The organism is Marinobacterium sedimentorum, assembly GCF_024267675.1.
GTDB classification, from domain to species: domain Bacteria; phylum Pseudomonadota; class Gammaproteobacteria; order Pseudomonadales; family Balneatricaceae; genus Marinobacterium_A; species Marinobacterium_A sedimentorum.
In genome coordinates, this window is record NZ_JALDYX010000003.1 from 250,764 (window position 1) to 271,140 (window position 20,377).

Below are 20,377 nucleotides of genomic sequence, written 5' to 3' on the forward strand. Positions count from 1 at the left end.
GCTCTAGAAGTACGGTTGGCTGCCTTACACGTCCAGCAGCATGCGGGCCGGGTCTTCCAGCAGATCCTTGAGAGTGACCAGGAACTGGACAGCCTCTTTGCCATCGATCATACGGTGATCATATGACAGCGCGAGATACATCATCGGCAGGATAACAACCTGACCGTTGACCGCCATCGGGCGTTCCTGGATCTTGTGCATGCCGAGGATCGCAGTCTGCGGCGGGTTCAGAATCGGGGTCGACATCAGGGAGCCGAAGACACCACCATTGGTGATGGTGAAAGTGCCGCCCTGCATGTCATTGAGACCCAGCTTGCCGTCACGTCCGCGCTTGCCGAAATCAGCAATGGTGGACTCGACGTCGGCCAGGCTCATGCTGTCAGTATCACGCAGGACCGGCACCATCAGACCACGTTCGGTGGACACTGCAACGCCGATATCCTGGTACCCGTGATAGACCATGTCATTACCGTCGATAGAGGCATTGACCGCCGGGAAGCGTTTCAGCGCTTCGGTGGCCGCCTTGACGAAAAACGACATGAAGCCCAGGCGGGTGCCGCCGTGGACTTTCTCGAACAGATCCTTGTACTGCTTGCGCAGCTCCATGACCGGCTTCATGTTGACTTCGTTGTAGGTCGTCAGCATGGCGGCGTTCTGCTGTGCTTCCACCAGACGCTTGGCGATGGTGGCGCGCAGACGGGTCATGGGCACACGCTTTTCAACCCGCTCACCGGCAGCAACGCTGACGGCAACAGTCGGTGCCGGAGCGGCCTTGACCGCAGCCGCTACAGGCGCTGCCGCGGCAACCGGAGCCTTGGCGCCGGACTTGATGAAGTTCTGGACGTCTTCCTTGGTGATGCCGCCACCTTTGCCTGTTCCGGCAATCTGGCTGGCATCCAGGTTGTTTTCGTCGATCAGCTTGCGCGCAGCCGGGCCAACCTTGTCGGCGTCGCCAGCGGCAGCCGCTTCGGCAGCAGGCGCTGCACCCGCGCTGGTGCCGGCAGCGCCGGCTTCAAACTGTGCAATCACTTCATCGCTGAGGACGGTTTCGCCTTCACCCTTGAGGATCGCCGTAATTACACCGTCAGCCGGCGCAACCACTTCCAGTACAACCTTGTCGGTTTCGATATCGACAATCAGCTCATCGGCCGCACAGGCTTCGCCCGGCTGCTTGTGCCAGGTCGTTACTGTGCCGTCTGCGACGGATTCCGGAAAAGTCGGGGCTTTGATTTCGATGGACATGTTGTTTCCTTGTGTGCTCCGCAAGGTCGTATCCCGCGATACGACCTGTCATTAACCGTTGAGTGCTTCGTTGACCAGCGCGTCTTGCTGCTCGATATGCACCGATATATGGCCCACCGCAGGCGCTGCCGCATGCGGACGTCCGACACCACCCAGGTGCAGTGCCGGATTGTGACGCTGCAACACATTGCGCATGTGGTGCTGACTGCAATACCAGGCGCCCTGGTTCATCGGCTCTTCCTGACACCAGACGACGGATTCCAGGTTAGTGTAACCGGCAATTGCCTCCGCCAGCGCAGCCTCCGGGAACGGGTACAGCTGTTCGATGCGCACAACAGCGACATCGGTCAGACCCTGCTCGGCGCGGCGGTTGTACAGGTCGTAGTAGACCTTGCCACCACAGAGCACCAGACGCTTCACCGTGGCGGCATCCTGCTGATCCACCTCGGCGATAACCGGCAGGAAGGTGCCTTCGGCCAGGTCTTCCAGCGTCGACGTCGCCTGCTTGTGACGCAACAGGCTCTTGGGCGACATGACAACCAGCGGCTTGCGCAGCGGGCGTGCCACCTGGCGACGCAGCAAGTGGAAAATCTGTGCCGGCGTCGTCGGGGTGCAGACCTGAATGTTGTGCTCGGCGCACAACTGCAGGAAGCGCTCCAGACGGGCAGAGGAGTGCTCCGGACCCTGACCTTCGAAGCCGTGGGGCAGCAGCATGGTCAGACCGCAGAGACGGCCCCACTTCTGCTCACCACTGGTGATGAACTGATCGATCACCACCTGGGCACCGTTGGCGAAGTCACCAAACTGAGCCTCCCAGATCACCAGCGCGTTGGGGATAGTCGTGGCATAGCCATACTCGAACGCCAGCACTGCCTCTTCCGACAGGTAGGAATCCAGGATGGTCATGTTCGGCTGATCTTCCGCCAGATTTTTCAGCGGCACGTAGCAGCTGGCATCTTTCTGGTTATGCAGAACGGCATGACGATGGGAGAAGGTACCACGGCCCACGTCCTGACCGGTCAGGCGGATCGGGTAGCCTTCAGCCAGCAGCGTGGCATAGGCCATGGTCTCGGCGAAGCCCCAGTTGAGGGCCATTGCGCCAGCCGCCATGCGCTTGCGATCTTCATAGATCTTCTGCACCTGACGCTGTACCGCAAAACCTTCCGGCGTTTCACAGACCTTGTTGGCCAGCTCCTGCAGCAGTTTAATGTCAACGCTGGTGTCGCACTCGAAGGACCACTCATGGCCCAGGTACGGACGCCAGTCGACGAACAGCTCAGTATTGGGCTCAAGCACCAGCGCCTTGGCAACGTGATCGCCATTTTCCAGCGCGCGACGGTATTCCTGCTCCAGAGCCTTGCTTTCATCGGCGTCTATGACACCGGAGTCGATCAGGCGCTGGGCATAGAGTTCGCGGGTGGTTTTCTGGGTCTTGATCTTGGCGTACATCAGCGGCTGGGTGCCAGACGGCTCATCCGCTTCGTTGTGACCACGGCGGCGGTAGCACACCAGGTCAATAACGACGTCCTTGTTGAACTCGTTGCGGTAATCCAGTGCAACCTGGGTTACAAAGCTGACCGCTTCGGGATCGTCGCCGTTGACGTGGAAAATCGGCGCCTGGACCATTTTCGCCACATCGGTGCAGTACTCGCTTGAACGCGCGTCTTCCTTGCGGGACGTGGTAAAACCGACCTGGTTGTTGATCACGATGTGAATGGTGCCGCCGGTCTTGTAGGCGCGGGTCTGGGACATCTGGAATGTCTCCATGACCACACCCTGCCCGGCGAACGCCGCATCACCGTGAATCGACACCGGCACAACGGTGCTGCCGATGGGATCTTCACGACGATCCTGGCGCGCACGCACCGACCCCTCGACCACCGGAGAAACGATTTCCAGATGCGACGGGTTGAACGCCATGGCCAGGTGGACTTCGCCGCCCGGGGTCATCACGTTAGACGAGAAGCCCTGGTGGTATTTGACGTCACCGGACGATTCAATCATCTTCTTGCCTTCGAACTCGCCGAACAGCTCGGCGGGGTTCTTGCCAAAAATATTCACCAGAACGTTCAGGCGACCGCGGTGGGCCATGCCGATAATGACTTCCTTGGCGCCATCACGACCCGCACGCTGCACCAACTGGTCCATCAGAGGAATCAGCGCTTCGCCGCCTTCCACGCCAAAACGCTTGGCGCCGGCGTAGCGGGCACCGAGGTATTTTTCCAGACCCTCGGCCGCCGTCAGACGTTCAAGAATATGCGTGCGTTCCTGCGGATCCAGCACAGGATGGCAGCGCACCGGCTCGATGCGCTGCTGCAGCCAGCGTTTTTCCTGGGTATCAACGATGTGCATGTACTCAGCACCGACAGTGGTGCAGTACGTACGCTTCAGATCCTCGACGATCTGCTTCAGCGGCGCTTCTTCTGTGCCGAAGAAGAGTGAACCCAGCTGAAACACAGTGTCGTAGTCCGCTTCGCTCAGCTCGTGAAAACGCAGATCCAGATCCGGCACCGGCTCGCGCTTGTGCAGATCCAGCGGATCTATGTCCGCGGCCTGATGCCCACGCACGCGATAAGCGTTGATCATCCGCAGGACACGCACCTGCTTCTTTTCATGCTCGGACGAGACGCTGCTGACTTCAACCGGACGGGACTGACCCTGGTTTTTGGAGAGGTAGAGGAAGTGTTCACGGATCGGTGAGTGAGGCACATCCTGTGAAATGTGCTCGCCGACCTTGGGAAGCCGGTCAAACTCTTCGCGCCATTCCTGGGGAACGGCGTTCGGATCCATAAGGTAGGTTTCGTAAAGTTGTTCGACGTATGAAAGGTTGCCACCATACAGGTGAGCGTTCTTCCACAGCTGCTCCATTACGCCATCTTGCATTCTTTGATCACCCTGGCTCAAGGAGTACACCAGCACGAAAGGTTGCACCAGTTCCTTTCGTAACATCCGCTGGATGCCACCTTTTTGTTACCGTTTTGTGTCGCCTCACGCCTATCAAAAAAGCGCATAAACGCGGGGCAGTATTGTACGCCTTTTGTAACAGGCTTTACACATCAAAGCCGCGTGGCATGCGACAAAAAAAACTCAATCAACCGCCGCATATTTCTACGCCTTGGCCGACCCACCTTTTTCCGACTGCTCGAACTCGCCACCAGCGACCCTCTTTATACACACAAAAAAAAGCGGCACCACCGGTGCCGCTTTTTTTCATCGGATCAGGTCGCCTGCTGTAGCAACATGTTCCGGATCTTGCCGATTGCCTTGGTGGGGTTGAGCCCCTTGGGACAAACGCTGACACAGTTCATGATACCGTGGCAGCGGAAGACGCTGAACGGATCATCCAGTTCCGCCAGACGCTCCCGGGTTGCCGTATCACGGCTGTCCGCCAGGAAGCGGTAAGCCTGCAACAGACCGGAAGGCCCGACAAACTTGTCCGGATTCCACCAGAAAGACGGGCAGGCAGTGGAGCAGCATGCACAGAGAATACACTCGTACAGACCGTCCAGCTCAGCACGCTCTTCGGGCGACTGCAGACGCTCGATCGCCGGCGCCGGCGTATCGTTGATCAGGAACGGCTTGATCTTCTCGTACTGCTTGTAGAACTGACCCATGTCGACCACCAGGTCACGCACGACCGGCAGACCCGGCAGCGGGCGCAGAACCAGCTTATCCTTCTCCACCACCGCAGACAGCGGCGTGATGCAGGCCAGACCGTTCTTGCCGTTCATGTTCATGCCATCTGAACCGCACACGCCTTCACGGCAGGAGCGACGATAGGCCATGGACGGATCCTTGTCCTTCAGAAGCTGAAGCAGATCCAGCACCATGATGTCCTTGCCACCGGGGATATCGATATGGATATCCTGCATGTAAGGCGCATCGTCAGTCTCAGGATTGTAGCGATATACACTTACCAGCATCGTAACAGCCCCTTAGTAAGTTCTGATTTTCGGCGGAAAAGCTTCCATGGTCTTGGGCGCAAAATTCACCGCACGCTTGGTGATGCGCTTGTCTCCCGGATGGAACAGGGAGTGACACAGCCAGTTTTCGTCGTCACGTTCGGCGAAGTCGTTACGCGCATGCGCACCGCGGGATTCCTTGCGGACCTCGGCAGCAATGGCAGTCGCCTCAGCCACTTCCATCAGGTTTTCAAGCTCCAGAGCTTCAATACGCGCGGTATTGAAGGCGCCGGACTTGTCTTCCAGATTGAGGTTGCCAACGCGCTCGCGCAGTCCCTTGAGCAGCTCAAGACCCTTCTGCATGCTCTCGCCATCGCGGAACACGCCGAAGTACAGCTGCATGGTGTTCTGCAGATCCTTGCGAACCTCAGCCACGCTTTCGCCGCCGGTGCTGTTGTTGAGGCGGTTCAGACGCGTCATGGCCGCTTCGATATCGGCTTCGGTCGCATCCAGACATTCGTAGCCTTGCTGCAACTGTTTCTCGATCTGGATACCGGCCGCACGGCCGAATACCACCAGATCCAGCAGCGAGTTGCCGCCCAGACGGTTGGCGCCATGTACGGATACACAGGCCACTTCACCACAGGCAAAGAGACCATCGATGATGATGTCATTGCCATCAGCATCCATACCGATCGCCTGACCGCCGATATTGGTAGCAACGCCACCCATCATGTAATGGCAGGTCGGAACAACCGGGATCGGCTCTTTCACCGGATCCACAGCAGCAAAGGTCTTGGCCAGCTCGCAGATACCCGGCAGACGGGAGTGCAGCACTTCCTCACCCAGGTGATCCAGTTTCAGCAAAACGTGATCGCCGTCCGGGCCACAGCCACGGCCGTCGAGCAGCTCCAGAATCATGGAACGCGCAACCACGTCACGACCGGCAAGATCCTTGGCGTTGGGCGCATAGCGCTCCATGAAGCGCTCGCCGTCCTTGTTGATCAGGTAACCACCTTCACCGCGGCAACCTTCAGTCACAAGCACACCGGCACCGGCGATGCCGGTCGGATGGAACTGCCACATTTCCATATCCTGCGCCGGCACGCCTGCGCGCAGCGCCATGCCCATACCGTCACCGGTATTGATCAGCGCATTGGTGGTGGACGCATAGATGCGACCCGCACCGCCGGTCGCCAGAACAGTAGCCTTGGCCTTGATGTAAACGGTTTCGCCGGTTTCGATGCAGATGGCGATACAGCCAACGACTGCGCCTTCGGCATTTTTCACCAGGTCAACGGCGTACCATTCATTCAGGAACACCGTGCCGGCTTTCAGGTTGCCCTGATACAGCGTGTGCAGCAGCGCGTGACCGGTACGGTCGGCCGCTGCACAGGTACGAGCAGCCTGGCCACCTTCACCGAAATTCTTCGACTGACCGCCGAAAGGACGCTGATAGATACGACCGATTTCCGTACGGGAGAAAGGCAGACCCATGTGGTCCAGCTCAAAAACAGCCTGGGGGCCGACTGAACACATGTACTCGATCGCGTCCTGGTCACCGATATAATCGGAGCCCTTGACGGTGTCGTACATGTGCCAGCGCCAGTCATCATTCGGATCAGCACTGGCAATCGCACAGGTAATGCCGCCCTGGGCGGACACTGTGTGCGAACGGGTCGGAAACACTTTGGTGACACAGGCCGTATTCAATCCGGACTGAGCCAGCTGCAGTGCTGCACGCATACCCGCACCACCGCCACCGACTACAATTGCGTCGAAAGTTAGCGTACGCAGCTTAGTCATCGCTTAGATACCCCACAGAATCTGAATGCCCCACACGACATAAATAAAGGTCAGCAGACCACAGACGGACTGGAACAGAAAACGCGCACCAGTCGGCTTGATGTAGTCGGTTGATACTGACCAGAGCCCGATCCAGGCATGCGCTGCCATGGACAACAGAGCCAGCAGGGTGAAGATGCGCATTGCAGTACCGTCGAACAGTCCTTTCCACTGCTCAAACGTCAGCTCATCACCAAACGCGAGATAGAAAATCATGAACACGGCATAGGCAACCAGAACGACAGCGGTTACCCGCTGTACCATCCAGTCATACAGGCCGCTGCGGCCAAAACTCGTGATACTGGTTACCATACCCACACCCCCACCAAAAGGATCGAAACACCGCCGGCAATCAGAGTTGCCTTCGCTGCCAGCTGACCGCTTTCCAGTTCTTCAAAATAGCCAGCGTCCATCACCAGATGTTTAACGCCCGCCAGGCAGTGGTATACCAGTGCTGACAGCAATCCCCACGCTATCAGTTTTGCAAAGAAGCTGTCTTCAAACATGACAACTGCTTCGTTGAATCCAGCCTCGGATTCCAGTGACAATCCCAATGCATACAACATAAAGATGGCGCCGAAGAACAACGCGACACCCGTAATGCGATGCAAAATTGAAGAGATCGCCGGAAGGGGCTGTTTAATAGTTCGCAGATCTAGGTTTACAGGTCTTTTTTTGTTCACGGCTCTAGTTCACACTTTGCTGTTCTATTGCAGAACAGGGTTGCTAGGAAGTGCTCAGAGAGTAAATACCCCTGTCGTCGAAGCCGCGAAAACCACCGTTGGCGCCGCAACTTCGGTGCGAGAGTATAAGCACTCCCCCCACAGATTACAATGCAACAGCGACCGGGCTAACCGCGCCAAATGCCCGCCAACACCCATTCTGCCTGCTTCTACAACTAATGACGTATAGCCGCAAGCAGTCTCGTTGCCGCTTTCTCCGATTTTTGCTGCACTGCGAAGATAAGACCCCTTCAGCTAATTGACAATCCTGATTCAATCTCTATATTGGGTGAGTCCAAATCGGGCCCAGACATTGGGATGTGGCATGCCATGAGCGTGCCACGGTAATACTTACGACAAGATAGGAGCCGCAAATGGCTGACAAGAAAGCACGGTTGACAGTCGACGGTCTTGATGAAGCTATCGAATTGCCCGTTTACTCCGGCACGGAAGGCCCAGACGTAATCGACGTCCGCCCGCTCACCGGCAAAGGTCTGTTTACCTACGACCCCGGCTTCGTCTCCACAGCTGCCTGCGAATCCAAAATCACCTATATCGACGGCGACCTGGGCATCCTGCTGCACGGCGGCTACCCCATCGAACAGCTGGCAGACAAATCCGATTACCTGGAAGTGTGCTACCTGCTGCTCAATGGCGAGCTGCCGACTGAAGCGCAGAAGAAAGAATTCATCCACATCATCAAGAACCACACCATGGTTCACGAGCAGATGAGCCACTTCTTCAACGGTTTCCGTCGTGACGCCCATCCAATGGCCATCATGGTTGCCTGCGTCGGCGCCCTGTCGGCGTTCTACCATGACTCCCTGGACATCAACGACGCGCACCACCGCGAAGTCTGCGCCTTCCGCCTGATCGCGAAGATGCCAACCCTGGCCGCCATGTCCTACAAGTACTCCATCGGTCAGCCGTTCATGTACCCGCGCAACGATCTGGGATACGCCGAAAACTTCCTGCACATGATGTTCGGTACACCCTGCGAGGAATACAAACCCAATCCGGTACTGGCCAAGGCCATGGACCGCATCTTTGTACTGCACGCCGACCACGAACAGAACGCCTCAACCTCCACGGTTCGCCTGGCGGGCTCCTCCGGCGCCAACCCCTTTGCCTGCATATCTTCGGGTATTGCTGCACTCTGGGGACCGGCGCACGGCGGCGCCAATGAAGCCGTACTGACCATGCTGGAAGAGATTGGTGACGAAGCCATGATCCCCGAGTTTGTGGCCCGCGCCAAGGACCCGGAAGACCCCTTCCGCCTGATGGGCTTTGGCCACCGCGTGTACCGCAACTTCGACCCGCGCGCCAAGGTCATGAAAGCGACCTGCGACCAGGTCCTGAAGGAACTGGGTGTCGAGAACGAGCCCCTGCTGAAGATCGCCAAACGCCTGGAACAGATTGCCCTGGAAGATCCCTACTTCGTCGAGCGCAAACTGTACCCCAATGTCGACTTTTACTCCGGCATCATCCTCAAGGCCATTGGCATTCCGACCAGCATGTTCACCGTGATCTTCGCGCTGTCACGCACCATTGGCTGGATCTCCCACTGGAGCGAATTCCACAGCAGCCCGAACCGCATCGGCCGCCCGCGTCAGCTGTACACAGGCCCGAAAAAGCGCAACTACCCGCTGCTCTAACGCCACCGCTGCAGCCGGTCACAGACCCGCTGCAGCCCCATGACCGCAGCGCCAGGGACTGGCGCTCGATCATTTCAGACCGCCCCCGCCAGTACGACAGCCCATAGCCACCTCAGATATTGGCTACAGCGCACGCATCTCATCGATATCCCGTGCAACCTGATCAGCCGAGCGATCAAACATCACCTGCTCCTGCTCATCCAGCGCAAGCTCGACCACCCGCGTCACACCTTCTGCCGCAAGCACACAGGGCACACCCATGGCAATATCAGTGCGCCCGTACTCGCCCTCAAGAATCGCCACCACCGGCAAAATGCGGTTGCGCCCGTTGACGATGGCATCAACCATCTTCCCGATCGCCACACCCGGCGCATCGCAGGCACTGGCCTGCTTTTTCAAACCAAGTATTTCACCGCCACCCTGACGCGTACGCTCAACAATGCGCGCTATCTGCTGCTGCGACAGAAAATGCGACAGCGGCACCGAAGCCACCGCACAGTAGCGCATCAGCGGCACCATGCTGTCGCCATGACCACCCAGCACCAGAGCGCTGATATCGCGCACTGAAAAACCGGTCTCTTCGGCAATAAAGCACTTCATGCGGGCTGTATCCAGCACCCCGGCCTGACCAAATACCTTATTGCGCCCCAAACCGCTAATACCCCAGGCCCGGTAGGTCAGCACATCGACCGGATTGGACACCACCAGCACCATCGCCGAGGGCGCGTGCCGATTCACATCCTGCATGATGGCATCCAGAATCGGCAGATTGGTACTCAACACCGCCTGGCGCGACTGCCCAGGCTTGCGCGGCATGCCTGCAGTAATGACGACAAGCTCGGAGTCCTGCAGCAGCTCAGCACTGGAGCCACCATAGACCCAGGTATCAGACCCCGCCTCCACCGCCGCCTGCCAAACATCCAGCGCCTTGCCCTGCGCCAGATCCCCCTGCACATCGATAAGCATCAATTCACTACATAGCTCATCCCGGGCGATCACCTGAGCCGCCGCCTCACCCACCAGACCCGCACCCACAATCGATATCTTGTTCATCACCCACCTCCCGGCCGGCATCGCCGCACTCTGCGCAGCACGCCGCACCTCTACTGAGAAGTATTACCCCTTAAACAAAAACGGCCACCCGAAGGTGGCCGTAATACCAAGTGACATGCAAAGCTCAGGTGCCCTTACTCCACGGACGTGGACTCGATGCTATGAATACTCAGATCCGCCCCGTTAAATTCCTGTTCCTGCGACAGCCGCAGCCCGACCACCAGCTTGACGCCGCCGTACACCAGCGCAGCACCCACTAGCGCCACAGTAACACCGGCCAGGGTTCCGAGCAGCTGCGACAGCAGACTCACCCCACCCAGACCACCCAGCGCCTCGCTGCCGAAGATGCCCGCCGCAATACCACCCCAGGCGCCACAGACACCGTGCAGCGGCCATACACCCAGCACATCATCAATCTTCCAGCGATTCTGCATCAGCGTGAACAGCCAGACAAAAATGGCGGCGGCAACACCGCCCACCGCGAGCGCACCAATGGGGTGCAGAAGGTCGGAACCAGCACAGACCGCCACCAGACCCGCCAGCGGACCATTGTGAATGAAGCCCGGGTCATTGCGCCCCAGCACAAGAGCCACAATGATGCCACCGACCATGGCCATCAGGCTGTTCACCGCCACCAGACCGGAAATACCGTCCAGCGTCTGCGCCGACATCACATTAAAGCCAAACCAGCCGATACAAAGAATCCAGGCACCAAGAGCCAGAAACGGAATACTCGACGGCGGATGCGCCACCAGCCGCTCGCCACGGTAACGACCATAGCGGTTCCCCAGCAAGAGCACCGCCACCAGCGCTATCCAGCCACCAACACCATGCACGACGACCGAGCCTGCAAAATCATGGAACTGCGCCCCAAAACTCGATTCCAGCCAGGCCTGAAAGCCGTAGTTGCCGTTCCAGATAATGCCCTCGAAGAATGGATACACAAACCCGACCGTCAGCGCCGATGCCGTCAGCATGGGCCAGAAGCGTGCACGTTCAGCCACACCGCCGGAAATTATGGCCGGAATTGCCGCCGCGAAGGTCATCAAAAAGAAGAACTTGACCAGGATGTAGCCGTTATTCTGCGCCAGCGTTGCCGCATCGGCGAAGAAAGTCACATCATAGGCCACCCAATAACCGACAAAGAAATACACCAAGGCCGAGACGCCGAAATCGGTCATGATCTTGACCAGGGCATTGACCTGATTCTTGTGCCGAACCGTGCCGACCTCCAGAAAGGCAAAGCCCGCATGCATGGCAAACACCATGATGGCACCCAGCAGAATGAACAGCGTATTCGAACTCTGAACCAGGGTTTCAACCGCACTGCTAACAGTATCCAAGAACAGCCTCCTAGAGTCTCGAGCCATCCAAACGGCCCGACAAGCACCATAAGGGTGCATTTTATTATTAACCGCCCCATCCCAGTGCAAGCCCCGCTTTAGCAGAACCCGCCTCCCTTCAGCCTTGCCATAATTTCACAAAGCGCCATTCATCGAGCGCCCGACGCACCTGACTGGAACTCAGTGAGCACTCAAATAGAGCATACTGGAACAACCTGCCCTAATTTAAAGCATTATTTGTGCCACTATATCGACCACAGGCATTCACCTGGCGCCGCCCTGCCCCCTCCACAACGCAAAACGCCGTATCCCGGGGATACGGCGCTCAGACTCTGTCACATCAACACACAACCTGGCAACGCGACCGTTAGCCGGCGCGATGGCGGATCTCGAAGCACACATGAATGCTCTTGCTGCGCTTGAAGTCCGGGTCCAGCGTCTTGGCGGTTATGTCCTGAATATCAAAATCGGCCAGCGCTTCATAATCGAGAACGAAGCGCCTGTAGTTGTTCGAGAACAGCAAAACGCCGCCCGGTCGCAGCAGCTTCATGGCCGCCTGCACCAGCGATACATGATCGCGCTGAATATCCAGCACCTCTTCCATGCGCTTCGAGTTCGAGAAAGTCGGCGGGTCCATGAAAATCAGATCAAACGCCGCCGCACGGGGCTGATTCAGCCACTTGATACAGTCCGCCTGAATAAACTGATTGGCACCACCGGCAAAGCCGTTCAGCCCCATGTTCTTCATCGCCCAGCCCAGGTATGTCGCCGACATGTCCACACTGGTGGTGGATTCAGCACCCCCCATAGCGGCATGCACCGATGCGGTGGCGGTATAGCAGAACAGATTCAGCACATCCTTGCCCAGCGCCAGTGCCTGAATACGGCGCCGCACGGGCCTGTGATCCAGGAAGAGCCCGGTATCGAGGTAGTCATGCAGATTGACTCGCAATTTGCAGCCATGCTCCTGCACCTCAACAAAGTGATCAGTCTGCCCCTGGCGACCATACTGGCTTGAGCCCTGCTGGCGCCTGCGCTGCTTGAGCACCACGCGCTCCGGCTTGACGCCGAGCACCTCGGGAATAACGCTAATGACATCCTGCAGCCGCTCGAAGGCCCTGCGCGGGTCGATTGAGCTTGGCGGCGCATACTCCTGCACATGCACCCAGTCACCGTAGCAGTCCACTGCAACGGCATACTCCGGCATGTCGGCATCATAGAGGCGATAACATTCAATCTGCTCGCGCTTGAGCCACTTGGACAGAGCCTTAAGGTTCTTTTTCAGACGGTTGGCAAACATCTGCGCCTGCTCACTGACAGGCGCGCCCTGCTCCAGCGGCAAGGGGCGATCCCGCTCGGCGTGCAGCGTAAACAGAAACAGGCCGCACTCGATAGCACCGTTATACAGCTTGTACTGACGATCGACCTTCAGGCCGATAACCTTGCACTGTTCCGCATTGCCGCTGAAGATCGCCACCTTCCAGCCACCGAACTGCCGCTTCAGTCGCTCACCCATCTGGCGATACATGTACATCAGCTCGGTTTCATCACCGATACGCTCGGCGTAAGGCGGGTTAGTCACCAGCAGCCCCGGACCCGGCGCCGGCGCACCCAGCTCCACCATGTCCTGCTCGCGCCAGTCGATAACCCCGGCAAGCCCCGCACGCTCGGAATTTTGCGCCGCAATCTGCAACACCGAAGCATCGCGATCATAGCCCGTGAAGCGCACTGTCAGCGCCGCCAGCCCGGCATCACGGCGCTGCACAGCCTCTGCATGCAACTCACGCCAGAGCCCCTTGTCGTGCTGCAGCCAGCGACTGAAACCAAAACGCTGACGCAGCAAACCCGGCGCGACATCCGCCGCCATCATGGCTGCCTCTATCAGCAAAGTGCCTGAGCCGCACATCGGATCCAGTAGCTGCGGATGCGTTGCCGCCAGTTGCGGCCAGCCGGCACGATAGAGCACCGCCGCCGCCAGGTTCTCCTTCATCGGCGCCTGGCCGGCACGTTTGCGGTAACCGCGCCTGTGCAGACTGCCGCCGGACAGATCCAGCGCGATAGTGGCCTTGCCACTGTAAAGATGCACATTGATACCCAGATCCGGCTCCGCCCGATCCACGGTCGGACGGTTCCCCGTTGCCGCGCGAATCTGATCCACCACCGCATCCTTGACCCGCTGAGCACCGAAGTGCGTATTGATGATCTGCTCCGTGCGCCCGGTAAAGTCCACCGACAGGGTTCCCAGGGGGCGCAGGTGATCGAGCCACTGCACCTGCTGCACAGCTTCATACAGCTCATCGGCCGTATTCACCGGACTCACCTGCAACGGCAGCAATACGCGGTTGGCCAGGCGCGACCACAGGCAGACCCGGTAGGCATCCCTCAGTTCGCCGTCAAAATAGACCCCTGCCTGCGTTTCCTTCACCGACGCCATGCCGAGCATTTTCAGCTCATCCAGCAGCAGTCCTTCGATACCCTTGGGGCAGGTCACAAAAAAATTCATCAGCCACGCTCTTCAAGTTGTTTCACACAGCCAGCCCCGGAAATTGCGGCACGCAGCTGAATCGAGAAATTCATTCAAACTAAATACTTTAGTAATGAAAATAATTCATTAACTGACTATATCTGGCGACAGTAATTTAACTTACTGATAAACATGATGTTTTTAGCCATTTTGAGAATAGACGCTATTACCTTGCTCATCCTCATAGTTTTTTAGGATCGTAACTGCCACCGAATTCCGTTATCAATGAAAGCTGTGGTGCACGAGAGGATCAGCCACACCTGCTGGGAACGGACGGTTAGGCCTGTTCCCGGATTTAGAATTTTAGAGAGGCGTACTATGAAGACACAGAAACGCGATAAAACCTCTACTTTGTTTAACCGCGGCTTTCAGGCGGGCTTAGACGGTAAATCCAAAAGCACCTGTCCAGTCAGCGAGATCGCTTTACGTACACATTGGATGAGTGGATGGCGCGAGGGACGAGAGGCCCACTGGAGCGGTCAATCCGGCGTCTCTGCAATACAAGCTAACCCATCACTTCACTGATACAGCTCGAACAACCTAATTTAGGATTTTAAATGGCTCCCCGCGGGGAGCCATTTGCCATCAGGCAGACCGTAAAGCTAGCGCTGCCGAGCCTGCAACGCCCTGATCGCCTCAACCGAATCGCTCACAAGCCTGGGGCCCTGGTAAATGAAACCGCTGTAAATCTGTACCAGGCTGGCACCCGCTTCCATTTTCTCAGCCGCATCAAAGCCCTCGGTAATACCGCCGACGCCAATAATGGGCAAGGCACCGCCCAACTCAGCCGCCAGCTGTCGAATAGTACGCGTAGAACTGTTGCGTACCGGCGCCCCACTAAGGCCGCCCTCCTCGCGACGCAGCGGGGAATCTTCGACCCCGTCGCGCGACAGCGTCGTATTGGTCGCAACAACACCGTCCAGCTCATAGGTTTTCAGCGCCTTGGCCACCATGATGACTTCTTCGTGCGTCATGTCTGGCGCAATCTTCACCGCTATCGGCACATAACGATCATGCAGCCTGGCCTGGCGCGCCTGCTCCAGCTTGAGGCGGTTCAGCAGGCTGTTGAGCGACTCACCAAACTGCAATGACCGCAACCCGGGCGTATTGGGTGATGAGATATTCACCGTGATATAGCTCGCCCGCGCATAGACCTTGCGCAGGCAATAAATGTAATCTTCGTCCGCCCGCTCGTTAGGCGTATCCTTGTTCTTGCCTATATTGATCCCCAGCACGCCGTCAAAGCGACTGCGTTCAATATTTTTCAACAGCTGATCAACACCCAGATTGTTAAATCCCATGCGGTTGATGATCGCCTTGTGCTCCGGAATGCGGAATATGCGAGGACGCGGATTACCTGCCTGGGGGCGCGGTGTTACCGTACCCACCTCAATAAAGCCAAACCCCATTGCCGCCAGGCCATCGATGGCAACACCGTTTTTATCCAGCCCAGCGGCGAGCCCAACGGGATTGGGAAAGCGAATGCCCATGACTTCCACCGGGCAACTTTCCGCCCTCGCTCCGAGCAGACGATGCATGCCCAGATTCGCCATCAGGTTCATGCCCCCCAGAGCCAGATCATGGGACAGCTCGGGCTCCAGTTTGAACATCGAATAACGCGCAAGCTGATACAACATGGATTATCCAATAGGGTTTACGGAAATAAGGCGGCATTATAGGCGACACGGTGGTTCCTGAACACCCGCCCACCAGAACGGCAGACATCATCGCAGTCGTGCAATGGAGCTGAGCCGCCCCTGCTGATCAAAATGAATCACGAAACGCCCGCGCACGCCATCGCTCAATACAAAGCGCTGCAAAATACCGGCAGGAAAACGCACCCGCCGCCCGTCCAGCGCCATCACCGTTACCTGAAGTCGGCCCTGTGCCTGATAGTGCCTCAGGTATTCCTCCCAACTGATTGCAAGATCAAACTCAACCTGTGCCATTTTTTACCCTGACTCGTAAACCAAAACACCATGCACCATCTCACGCCGCTTGATAATGCACCATCGCAGGCCCTATTTCGACTCGGCATACCCTGGTGTACTGCTTCGCTCTTAGAGGCGCTTTTAGCGAGTCGCCCGCAGGGAGCACCCATTAGGACGAAGCAGTACATTAGCACCTTCGTTTGTGCCGCAAGACGACATTGCACTGGCCGCTGCAGCCCTTGATAAATGGGCTCTAGCAGCCCCGAAACCGCGCCCTGGCTGCTATGCTCTGCTATTGTTTTGAGGCAGCAGTCTCTTTTTAACGACACCAGGAGTTGGCAGGTGTAAAAAAGGCTTGCCGCTGCATCTGCCGAGCCAGGCTTCGCAACAGCCGTGATTTCCAACAAGTCATTGATATACGAGGGGGGTTACCTGATAATGACACAGGACGCGGACCTGAAACTCTGGGCCATTTTGAGCGTATCTTCCGCTTGATTGCATGCACCGGAGTGACCCTGACGGGTCTTTCACAGCCAGCTGAATTAAAGGCACTATGCGCAAGCTGCCGTTAGTACTGAACCTCATCTGCCTGCCCGTCTTCGCTGACGTGTCGGCTTACCTTGATCGAAATACGATCACGGCGCAGGACACGGTTCGTCTGACGCTTGAGGCCGACTCTCGCATACAGCAGGAAATTGACTTCTCTCCGCTTTACCGCAACTTCCAGTTTCTGGGCAGCAAACAGCTCACGCTCTCGAGCCACGCCGGCGGTGACAGCCAGTATCGTACCCGTTGGGAAGTTCTGCTGCGTCCAAAATCGACCGGCGAAATCAGTATCCCCCCGCTGCAGCTCGGACTTGAATCCAGCGATAACCTGCACCTTAAGGTGTTAAGCGGCGCCGCCCGTGAAAGCGGCCTGCAGGGCGAGCAGGTTTTTATCGAGGCAAGCCTCGACACCAACGAGGTCTATCAGGACAGCCAACTTATCTACACGCTGCGCCTGTACCACGCCATCGAACTGCTGCCCGATACCCAGCTGACAGACCCCTACCTGCCCGGCGCGTTGATCAAACCACTGGGCGAGCAGGTACGCTTCGCCCAGCAGGTACGCGGGCGCAACTATAAAGTTATCGAACAACGTTATGCTTTGTTCCCAGGCAAAACCGGCACCCTGACACTGGACGGCCCTATCTTCGAAGGCCGCGCCAGGCAGGACAACAGCCAGATCCAGATGCAGGCACGGCCACTGGAAGTCGCCGTTATCCCTCCAGCCTACCAGAGTGCCCGCGGCTACTGGTTGCCGGCAACCGCACTGACGCTGAACGATGACTGGCAAACCGGCGCGCTACCCAACACCGCTGCAACCAGCCTTGGCGAAAGCCTGAGTTACAGTATCAGCATGACGGCGACTGGATTGCCTGCATCCCGCCTGCCTTCACTGGCGCCACCTGCGGGTGCCAACTTTACTATCAGTGTCGACAGCGTTGAACTGGTTGAAGATGTGTCCGAACAGGGCCTGACCAGCCGGCGTACCGAACATATCGTCCTGCACCCCCACACAGCGGGCGCTCTGACACTTTCGCCAATCGATATTACCTGGTGGGATCTGAACACCGACAGCGCACGCAATGTCACCCTGCCCGAACACCTGCTACAGGTGAAGCCGCGCTCGCCGGCCGCCGAAGCAGCCCTGGCCATGGCCGCGGCAATGCCCCAGCCCACAGCCGATATCACTACCGCCGCAGGCACTGCAGCAGAAAATACAGCGATCAAGACAGCGGCCGAGACCGCAGCTTCGGTTGCGCGACTGCAACAGGCGCTGAACGAAAGTCGGCTGCTTATCGGCCTTCTCACCGTCATCAGCCTGATTTCGTCCCTGGGCTGGCTGTACACCTTCAACCACCTGCGTCAGCTGCGCATGGAAGAACAACAGCAGGCACAGCAGGAAGAAATGCGCCGCCGCCGCAAACTGCTGATGGCCCATCAGATGGCAGAGAAAAACACTTTCCAGGCCTTGGCCATGGCCTGCCAGCAGAACAACCCGGCAGTGGCCAAGTTGCGACTGGTTGAATGGGCACAGAATTTCTGGCCGGATCAGCATATTTTTAACAGTGAAGATATCAGTGATGCTGCCCGCAGCCAGACGCTCGACTTCCTGATTCTTGATCTCGAACAACACGTTCATCAGGACGACAAGGCACTCTGGCAGGGTGATCTGTTACTGGAAGCTATTGAGAAACTGCGAGACCGACGTCCCGAAGGCTACGAAGCCGCACCGCTGCCGGAGCTGCACTTCGCATCCGGATAGCGAGACTCCCACTCATCAACCTGAGCGCTCCCCTGTCTGCCTTACCAGCTCGTTGCAGTAACGGGGGCAGCTCAACAGCTCACAGCCACAGCTCACAGCCATATCGCATAACACACACTTCAGCGTGCAATGGCCGTTTTTAACGCCCTCGCAAGCGACGTGCAGCGAAACTCATACCCTGCATCGAGCAGACGCCTTGGGTAAACCCGCTGGCCCGATACCAGCAGCTCACTGGCCTCCCCCAGCAACAACTCCAGTACCGGCGCCGGCATACGCATGCGGGCCGGACGCTGCAGTGCCGCGCCAAGCGCTGCAGCGAAAGCGTTATTGGTGACCGCCTCCGGTGCACAGGCATTAAAGGGCCCGCGCAGGGTACGCTGCTCCAGCAGGAAACGGATAATTGCCACTTCGTCTTCCAGCCCGACCCAGGACATCCACTGGCGCCCGGAACCAATGGGCCCACCCAGACCGCAGCGAAAAGCCGGCAACATCTTGCCAAGCGCCCCGCCGTGCCCCAGCACTATACCGGTGCGCAACAGACAGACACGCACGCCAAGCGCCTCGGCCTGCAGCGCACAGGCTTCCCAGTCGGCACACAGCTGATGCGAAAAGCCGGGCTTGTAGTCATCTGCAGCTTCAGTGAGGGCCATATCCGTGTTGTGACTGCCGTAGTAACCCACCGCCGAGCCGCTCACCAGCACCTCCGGGCGCTTATCCAGCCGCCGGATCAGATCCAGCAAGGCCTCGGTGGTTTCGAGCCGGCTCGCACGCAGCAAACGCTTGCGCGCATCGCTCCAGCGCCGCCCGACAATGGGAGCACCAGCCAGGTTGACGATGGCATCGATAATATCGCTGCTGGCGATCTGATCCAGGCTGCCCAGCACCTGCACCTTCTCCTGTACACCGAGCCTGCTCGCGCTACGTTTCACCGAGCGCGACAGCACCAGCACTTCATGCCCGGCGGCCACCAGATCACGCACCAGCGCCGTGCCGATAAAACCACTGCCCCCACTGATCAAAACCTTCATTCATGCTCCCCAGGATTTCCTAAGCGCGCTGCTTTTCAGTTAAGCTTCGGTCTCTTTAATTCAGCCACACGAGACAGCCATGTTTACCGGTATCGTTCAGGGCAAAGCCCGTGTCGTTGCACTGCAACGACACCCCCAGTTTATGCAACTCAGTCTGGATTTGCCGCCCGCGCGCGCCAACCAGCTCGAACAGGGCGCCAGTATTGCGGTGAATGGCACTTGTCTGACGGTGACCGGCTTCGAAGGCACCCGGGTCGATTTTGACCTGATAGTCGAAACCCTGCGCGCCACTAACCTCGGCGAACTTAATCTGGGTGACGAGGTTAATTTCGAGCGCGCGGCGCGCTTTGGCGATGAAATCGGCGGCCACCTGCTGTCGGGGCATGTCCATGCCACTGCAGAGATCGTCAGCATTGAAAGCACAGAGCACAACTGCATCATCAGCTTTGCCGTACCACCAACGTTCTGCAAATACATTCTCCCCAAGGGGTTTGTGGCACTCAATGGCTGCAGCCTCACCATTGGGGAGGTGCAGAACGGCCAGTTCAATGTCTATCTGATTCCCGAAACCCTGGCGGTTACACGCTTTGGCAGCGCCCGGGTGGGTGAACGCGTCAATCTGGAAGTCGACCCGCACACCCAGGCAATAGTGGATACGGTGGAGCGCTACCTTGCAGCGCAGCCGAAGGACTAGGAGGCTGCCGGAACTCAACCTACTGCGAACCACCTGACTCTTTAACAATGAGAGGGGCTGTTTTTTGTGCTGTTCTTGACTCGTCGCAGGCTCCTCGGTCTGCGACCCCGCTAAAGCGGTTCTTTACACT

16 protein-coding genes are annotated in these 20,377 nt (G+C 57.9%); 4 read left to right on the plus strand and 12 right to left on the minus strand.

Annotated features, from left to right (window positions below):
• Positions 1-24: 24 nt before the first annotated feature.
• From odhB to sdhC, 6 genes are all read right to left on the minus strand, one after another.
• Positions 25-1,242 (minus strand): 2-oxoglutarate dehydrogenase complex dihydrolipoyllysine-residue succinyltransferase, encoded by a 1,218-nt coding sequence (gene odhB, locus MRS74_RS05380; protein WP_254579250.1) that lies wholly within the window; start codon positions 1,240-1,242, stop codon positions 25-27.
• A 51-nt stretch (positions 1,243-1,293) separates the two neighbouring features.
• Positions 1,294-4,125 carry a 2-oxoglutarate dehydrogenase E1 component gene (locus MRS74_RS05385; RefSeq protein WP_254579251.1) on the minus strand — a complete coding sequence of 944 codons (2,832 nt, stop codon included), beginning with the start codon at positions 4,123-4,125 and terminating at the stop codon, positions 1,294-1,296.
• Positions 4,126-4,460: 335 nt separating this feature from the next.
• Positions 4,461-5,165: a succinate dehydrogenase iron-sulfur subunit gene (locus MRS74_RS05390; RefSeq protein ID WP_067292746.1), complete on the minus strand. Its 705-nt coding sequence runs from the start codon at positions 5,163-5,165 to the stop codon at positions 4,461-4,463.
• 12 nt (positions 5,166-5,177) lie between these two features.
• On the minus strand, positions 5,178-6,950 hold the full coding sequence (gene sdhA / locus MRS74_RS05395; RefSeq protein ID WP_254579252.1) for a succinate dehydrogenase flavoprotein subunit: 1,773 nt from the start codon (positions 6,948-6,950) through the stop codon (positions 5,178-5,180).
• A 3-nt stretch (positions 6,951-6,953) separates the two neighbouring features.
• Positions 6,954-7,301: a succinate dehydrogenase, hydrophobic membrane anchor protein gene (gene sdhD, locus MRS74_RS05400; protein WP_067292754.1), complete on the minus strand. Its 348-nt coding sequence runs from the start codon at positions 7,299-7,301 to the stop codon at positions 6,954-6,956.
• Positions 7,295-7,672 carry a succinate dehydrogenase, cytochrome b556 subunit gene (gene sdhC / locus MRS74_RS05405; protein ID WP_254579253.1) on the minus strand — a complete coding sequence of 126 codons (378 nt, stop codon included), beginning with the start codon at positions 7,670-7,672 and terminating at the stop codon, positions 7,295-7,297. The genes sdhD and sdhC overlap by 7 nt, the downstream gene beginning before the upstream one ends.
• 413 nt (positions 7,673-8,085) lie before the next feature.
• Here sdhC and gltA point away from each other — a divergent pair, with 413 nt between their 5' ends.
• A complete protein-coding gene (gene gltA / locus MRS74_RS05410) occupies positions 8,086-9,366 on the plus strand; it encodes a citrate synthase (protein ID WP_254579254.1) in 1,281 nt (426 codons plus the stop codon).
• Positions 9,367-9,489: 123 nt separating this feature from the next.
• On the opposite strand, the gene MRS74_RS05415 is transcribed toward gltA, so the two are convergent.
• The 3 genes from MRS74_RS05415 to rlmKL all read right to left on the minus strand — a co-directional run bounded on the left by MRS74_RS05415 (position 9,490) and on the right by rlmKL (position 14,265).
• Positions 9,490-10,419 (minus strand): malate dehydrogenase, encoded by a 930-nt coding sequence (locus MRS74_RS05415; RefSeq protein ID WP_254579255.1) that lies wholly within the window; start codon positions 10,417-10,419, stop codon positions 9,490-9,492.
• 134 nt (positions 10,420-10,553) lie between these two features.
• A complete protein-coding gene (locus MRS74_RS05420; RefSeq protein ID WP_254579256.1) occupies positions 10,554-11,762 on the minus strand; it encodes an ammonium transporter in 1,209 nt (402 codons plus the stop codon).
• Between the two features lie 367 nt (positions 11,763-12,129).
• Positions 12,130-14,265 carry a bifunctional 23S rRNA (guanine(2069)-N(7))-methyltransferase RlmK/23S rRNA (guanine(2445)-N(2))-methyltransferase RlmL gene (gene rlmKL / locus MRS74_RS05425; protein ID WP_254579257.1) on the minus strand — a complete coding sequence of 712 codons (2,136 nt, stop codon included), beginning with the start codon at positions 14,263-14,265 and terminating at the stop codon, positions 12,130-12,132.
• Positions 14,266-14,604: 339 nt separating this feature from the next.
• Here rlmKL and rmf point away from each other — a divergent pair, with 339 nt between their 5' ends.
• Positions 14,605-14,811, plus strand: a complete 207-nt coding sequence (rmf, locus tag MRS74_RS05430) for a ribosome modulation factor (protein ID WP_254579258.1) — start codon at positions 14,605-14,607, stop codon at positions 14,809-14,811.
• Between the two features lie 77 nt (positions 14,812-14,888).
• On the opposite strand, the gene MRS74_RS05435 is transcribed toward rmf, so the two are convergent.
• Together MRS74_RS05435 and MRS74_RS05440 are read right to left on the minus strand one after the other, a co-directional pair.
• Positions 14,889-15,923: a quinone-dependent dihydroorotate dehydrogenase gene (locus tag MRS74_RS05435; RefSeq protein WP_254579259.1), complete on the minus strand. Its 1,035-nt coding sequence runs from the start codon at positions 15,921-15,923 to the stop codon at positions 14,889-14,891.
• Between the two features lie 87 nt (positions 15,924-16,010).
• The gene (locus MRS74_RS05440; protein ID WP_254579260.1) at positions 16,011-16,235 is read right to left on the minus strand and encodes a DUF2835 family protein; all 225 of its coding nucleotides are present in this window, start codon (positions 16,233-16,235) and stop codon (positions 16,011-16,013) included.
• Positions 16,236-16,770: 535 nt separating this feature from the next.
• On the opposite strand from MRS74_RS05440, the gene MRS74_RS05445 reads away from it, so the two are divergent.
• A complete protein-coding gene (locus tag MRS74_RS05445; protein WP_254579261.1) occupies positions 16,771-18,525 on the plus strand; it encodes a BatD family protein in 1,755 nt (584 codons plus the stop codon).
• 119 nt (positions 18,526-18,644) lie between these two features.
• Here the strand turns inward: MRS74_RS05445 and MRS74_RS05450 are convergent, their stop codons facing one another.
• Positions 18,645-19,553 carry a TIGR01777 family oxidoreductase gene (locus tag MRS74_RS05450; protein ID WP_254579262.1) on the minus strand — a complete coding sequence of 303 codons (909 nt, stop codon included), beginning with the start codon at positions 19,551-19,553 and terminating at the stop codon, positions 18,645-18,647.
• 79 nt (positions 19,554-19,632) lie between these two features.
• Here MRS74_RS05450 and MRS74_RS05455 point away from each other — a divergent pair, with 79 nt between their 5' ends.
• Positions 19,633-20,247, plus strand: a complete 615-nt coding sequence (locus MRS74_RS05455) for a riboflavin synthase subunit alpha (RefSeq protein ID WP_254579263.1) — start codon at positions 19,633-19,635, stop codon at positions 20,245-20,247.
• Positions 20,248-20,377: the final 130 nt, after the last annotated feature.